The organism is Candidatus Sodalis sp. SoCistrobi (genome assembly GCF_900143145.1).
GTDB lineage: Bacteria > Pseudomonadota > Gammaproteobacteria > Enterobacterales > Enterobacteriaceae > SoCistrobi.
On record NZ_FRDB01000212.1, the window covers coordinates 1 to 4819 of the forward strand.

The window sequence follows — 4819 nt, forward strand, 5'->3', positions numbered from 1 at the left end:
TCATATGCTGTTTAACCAGCGTCTGATATCGGCGGGTAAGGCGAGAGTCAATCCCGCCAACAGATAGGTTGAAATCATTCTGCAAAGTAATAACAGGTATCACGATAAATGTGTAGATACCTATGCTAAAGCGGAGGGGAGGCAAAGCCTAAAGGCGAACATGCCATACCCGCCGTGCAAGGGGGGTAACGGCGCCAGGAGCGCTGACATTGACGGATTAATGAGCGGCGGCGGTGCGGGGCGTCACGACGCCGCAGTTGATTTGCGCGATGTTAATATTCCCACGTATCGGGATCGATCCCCATTTCCCGCATCATGTCTTTTGCCACTTCCGGGATTTCATCGTTTCGCTCTTTGCGCAGATCGTGATCGTCCGGCAGCGGCTGGCCGGTGAAGGCGTGCAAAAACGCTTCACACAGCAGCTCGCTGTTGGTGGCATGGCGCAGATTGTTCACCTGGCGCCGGGTTCTTTCGTCGGTCAGAATCTTGAGAACCTTCAGCGGAATGGATACCGTAATCTTTTTGACCTGTTCGCTTTTTTTACCATGTTCAGCATAAGGGCTGACATACTCACCTTTCCATTCCGCCATGGGATACCTTAATGTCTCAACGAATGAATATAAATTGCAGAAAGTTCGCTAATTATGCCGTATATGCGGGAAACGCTCTACTTAATGCCGGCTAAATTTGCTGTTTATCACCATTTCATATCATTTCGCCCTCGACCCCGCCGTTCGCCTGCGCTACAACATGTGGATTGGGTTTTAACAGTTCAAATCAGCATAATTTTAGCGGTTATTGTTGCTGTGCTCAATCTATACGCAAAGAAGTTTAGATGTCCAGATGTATTGACGTCTATCTTTGCGCGGTTTACTCTTTCACCTCACTTTTAGCATTTGTCAGGATGCGACACCATGACGCGCAAGCAGGCCACCATCGCAGTTCGCAGCGGGTTGAATAACGACGAGCAATTCGGTTGTGTCGTTCCGCCAATTACCCTCTCAAGTACCTATAATTTCATTGATTTCAACCAGCCGCGTGTACACGACTACTCCCGACGCGGTAACCCGACGCGTGATGTCGTGCAGCGGGCGCTGGCGGAACTGGAGGGCGGTGCGGGCGCGGTAATGACCAGCAGCGGTATGTCGGCGATTCATCTGGTGTGTACGGTGTTTCTCAAACCCGGCGATCTGTTGGTGGCGCCGCATGATTGCTATGGCGGCAGCTACCGGCTGTTCGATAGCCTGAGCAAACGGGGGGCCTATCGGGTTCAGTTCGTTGACCAGGCTGATCCGCAAGCGCTGGCTCAGGCGCTGGCCGCCAAGCCGAAGCTGGTGTTGATTGAAACGCCCAGTAATCCGCTGCTGCGGGTGGTGGATATTGCCGCCATCTGTCGTGAAGCGCATAAGGCGGGCGCCTTGTGCGTCGTGGACAACACCTTCATGAGTCCGGCACTGCAGCAGCCGCTGGCGCTGGGCGCCGATCTGGTCGTTCATTCCTGCACCAAATATCTCAACGGGCATTCCGATGTGGTCGCGGGCGCGGTGATTGCCAGCGAGGCGGATGTGGCCATCGAACTCGCCTGGTGGGGCAACAATATTGGCGTGACCGGCAGCGCATTCGACAGCTATCTGCTGCTGCGCGGGATACGTACCCTGACGCCGCGTATACGGCAACAGCAGAGTATAATGCCCAAGCTATCGTCGCGTATTTACAGCAACATCCGCAGGTGAAAAAGTTGTATTATCCTGGCCTGCCGGAGAATCCGGGGCACGAGATCGCCTGTCGTCAGCAAAGCGGCTTTGGCGCGATGCTCAGTTTTGAACTGGATGGCGACGAAACCACGCTGCGCCAATTCCTGGCCGCGTTGACGCTATTCACGCTGGCCGAGTCGCTGGGGGGCGTGGAAAGTCTAATTTCCCATGCCGCGACCATGACGCACGCGGGGATGGCGGCGGAGGCCCGCGCCCGCGCCGGTATTAGTGAAACGCTGCTGCGCGTGTCGGTCGGGATCGAAGATAGCGAAGATTTAATTGCCGATTTGGAACAGGCTTTCCAGGCGGCACTACAGAGGTAAGCATGAGTCCATTAGTGAGCGCGGACAGCCCGACCGGCCGTCAATTGCATAAATTTGGCGGTAGTAGCCTTGCCGACGTGAAATGTTACCAGTGGGTGGCGGGGATTATGGCCGAGTACAGCCGGCCCGGCGATCTGATGGTGGTTTCCGCGGCGGGCAGCACGACCAATCAGCTGATAAGCTGGCTGACGCTGAGCCAAAGCGATCGTTTGTCCGCCCATCAGGTGCAGCAGAATTTACGCCGCTATCAAAGCGAACTGATTAACGGCTTGCTGCCCCCCGCGGACGCTGAAGGGCTGCTTGCTACGTTCATTCGCGATTTGGAGCGGCTGGCGGCCTTGCTGGATGGTCCCATTACCGATGCGGTCTATGCCGAGGTGGTCGGCCACGGTGAAATCTGGTCGGCGCGGCTGATGGCCGCGCTGCTCAGCCAGCTGGATATGGAAGCGCAATGGCTGGATGCTCGCGATTTTCTGCGCGCCGAACGTGCCGCTCAGCCCCAGGTTGATGAGGGGCGTTCCTGGCCGCTATTGCAACAGTTGTTGACGCAACATCCTACCAAACGGCTGGTCATCACGGGTTTTATCTGCCGCAACCAGGCCGGGGAGACGGTGTTGCTCGGCCGTAACGGCAGCGATTATTCCGCCACTCAGATAGGTGCGCTGGCAAGCGTAGCCCGTGTCACTATCTGGAGCGATGTGGCTGGCGTTTACAGTGCCGATCCGCGCAAGGTGAAAGATGCCTGCCTGTTACCGCTGTTGCGCCTGGATGAAGCCAGCGAGCTGGCGCGTCTGGCGGCGCCGGTCCTGCACGCCCGGACACTGCAACCGGTTTCCGGCAGCGACATTGATTTGCTTCTGCGCTGCAGCTACCAGCCGGAGCAGGGCTCTACGCGTATTGAGCGGGTATTGGCTTCCGGTACCGGCGCGAAAATCGTCACCAGCCATGATGACGTCTGCCTGATAGAACTGACTATTTCGCCGCAGCACGACTTCGCGTTGGCCCATAAAGAGATGGAGCTGGCGTTGAAACGTGCGCAGATCAAACCGCTGGCGGTGGGGGTCCATCGCGACCGGCGTTTGCTGCAGCTGTGCTACACCTCCGAGGTGGCCGGCAGCGCGTTGCGTATTCTTGAACAGGCCGGTTTGTCGGCGCATTTGCAACTGCGCGAGGGCGTGGCGCTGGTCGCTCTAGTGGGCGCCGGCGTGGCAAAAAACCCGCTGCACAGTCACCGTTTTTACCAGCAGCTTAAATATCAGCCCATCGAATTTTTCTGGCAGGCGGAGGACGGCATCAGTTTGGTCGCGGTGCTGCGCGTTGGGCCTACCGAGCATGTGATTCAAGGGCTGCACACCTCATTGTTCCGCGCCGAAAAACGTATCGGCCTGATGCTGTTCGGCAAGGGCAATATCGGTTCGCGCTGGCTGGAGCTATTTGCCCGCGAGCAGAAAAATCTCTCGGCGCGTACCGGCTTTGAGTTCATTCTCAGCGGCGTGGTGGACAGCCAGCGCAGCCTGCTAAGCTACGACGGCCTTGACGCCAGCCGGGCGCTTGCCTTTTTCAATGATGAGGCCACGCTTATCGAGTCGGAAGATCTGTTTTTGTGGATGCGCGCCCATCCTTATGACGATTTGGTGGTGCTGGATGTGACCGCCAGCGGAGCCGTGGCGGATCAGTATCTGGATTTTGCCAGTTACGGTTTCCACGTTATCAGCGCCAACAAGCTGGCGGGGGCGTCTGACGGTGATAATTACCGTCAGGTGCGTGACGCCTTCGCCAAAACCGGTCGCCACTGGCTTTACAACGCGACGGTGGGCGCCGGCCTGCCGGTGAACCATACGGTGCGGGACTTGCTGGACAGTGGTGATAGCATTCTCTCCATTAGCGGTATCTTCTCGGGGACTTTGTCGTGGCTATTTTTGCAGTTTGACGGCAGCGTGCCCTTTACCGAACTGGTGGAACAAGCTTGGCAGCAGGGCCTGACCGAGCCTGACCCGCGCGTCGATCTCTCCGGCCAGGATGTCATGCGTAAACTGGTGATCCTGGCCCGCGAGGCGGGGTATGCCATTGAGCCTAATCAAGTGCGGGTTGAATCGCTGGTGGCGCCCGGTCATGAGGCGGGGTCGGTGGATCACTTCTTTGAAGAGGGCGGCGAGGCGCTGAACGAACATATGTTGCAGCGTCTGGAAGCGGCGCAGGAGATGGGGCTGGTGCTGCGCTATATCGCGCGTTTCGAGGCTAACGGCAAGGCGCGGGTGGGCGTGGAGGCGGTGCGGCGGCAGCATCCGATGGCCTCATTGCTGCCCTGCGACAACGTATTCGCTATCGAGAGCCGCTGGTACCGCGATAATCCGCTGGTCATTCGCGGCCCTGGTGCTGGACGGGATGTCACCGCCGGGGCTATTCAGTCGGATCTTAACCGTCTGGCGCAATTGCTTTGAGGGCAAAGCGCAAGGGTGACCGACATAGCGATGGTCAGCTCTAAGGCCATAGGTATCTACACATTTATCGTGATACCTGTTATTACTTTGCAGAATGATTTCAACCTATCTGTTGGCGGGATTGACTCTCGCCTTACCCGCCGATATCAGACGCTGGTTAAACAGCATATGACACCCGCGGCTCTTCTTGCTTCTGCGGTTAAAGACCTCGCAAGTGCTCAAAAATCAACTTTCGCAACTACCCAAGCTGTCTGGCGTTTTCTGAATAATAAGCGAATTAGCTTCAGTCAACTCAATGAGC

General features: G+C 57.1%; 2 protein-coding genes and 2 pseudogenes. 3 read left to right on the forward strand and 1 reads right to left on the reverse strand.

Annotated elements, in window-relative coordinates; all coding sequences use genetic code 11:
* Positions 1-272: 272 nt before the first annotated feature.
* Positions 273-590 carry a met regulon transcriptional regulator MetJ gene (gene metJ, locus CINSTRO3249_RS12755; RefSeq protein ID WP_011411976.1) on the reverse strand — a complete coding sequence of 106 codons (318 nt, stop codon included), beginning with the start codon at positions 588-590 and terminating at the stop codon, positions 273-275.
* A 324-nt stretch (positions 591-914) separates the two neighbouring features.
* On the opposite strand from metJ, the pseudogene metB reads away from it, so the two are divergent.
* The 3 genes and pseudogenes from metB to CINSTRO3249_RS17715 all read left to right on the forward strand — a co-directional run.
* Positions 915-2077 (forward strand): annotated as a pseudogene (metB, locus tag CINSTRO3249_RS12760) (cystathionine gamma-synthase).
* Between the two features lie 2 nt (positions 2078-2079).
* On the forward strand, positions 2080-4518 hold the full coding sequence (locus CINSTRO3249_RS12765; RefSeq protein WP_074013552.1) for a bifunctional aspartate kinase/homoserine dehydrogenase II: 2439 nt from the start codon (positions 2080-2082) through the stop codon (positions 4516-4518).
* A gap of 30 nt (positions 4519-4548) precedes the next feature.
* A pseudogene (locus CINSTRO3249_RS17715) lies at positions 4549-4819 on the forward strand (hypothetical protein); the annotation flags it as partial.

What these genes read in the sequence shown, in the direction of transcription:
- metJ (WP_011411976.1), bottom strand. Translation starts at nt 590, where the DNA reads ATGGCGGAATGGAAAGGTGAGTATGTCAGCCCTTATGCTGAACATGGT.
- CINSTRO3249_RS12765 (WP_074013552.1), top strand. Translation starts at nt 2,080, where the DNA reads ATGAGTCCATTAGTGAGCGCGGACAGCCCGACCGGCCGTCAATTGCAT.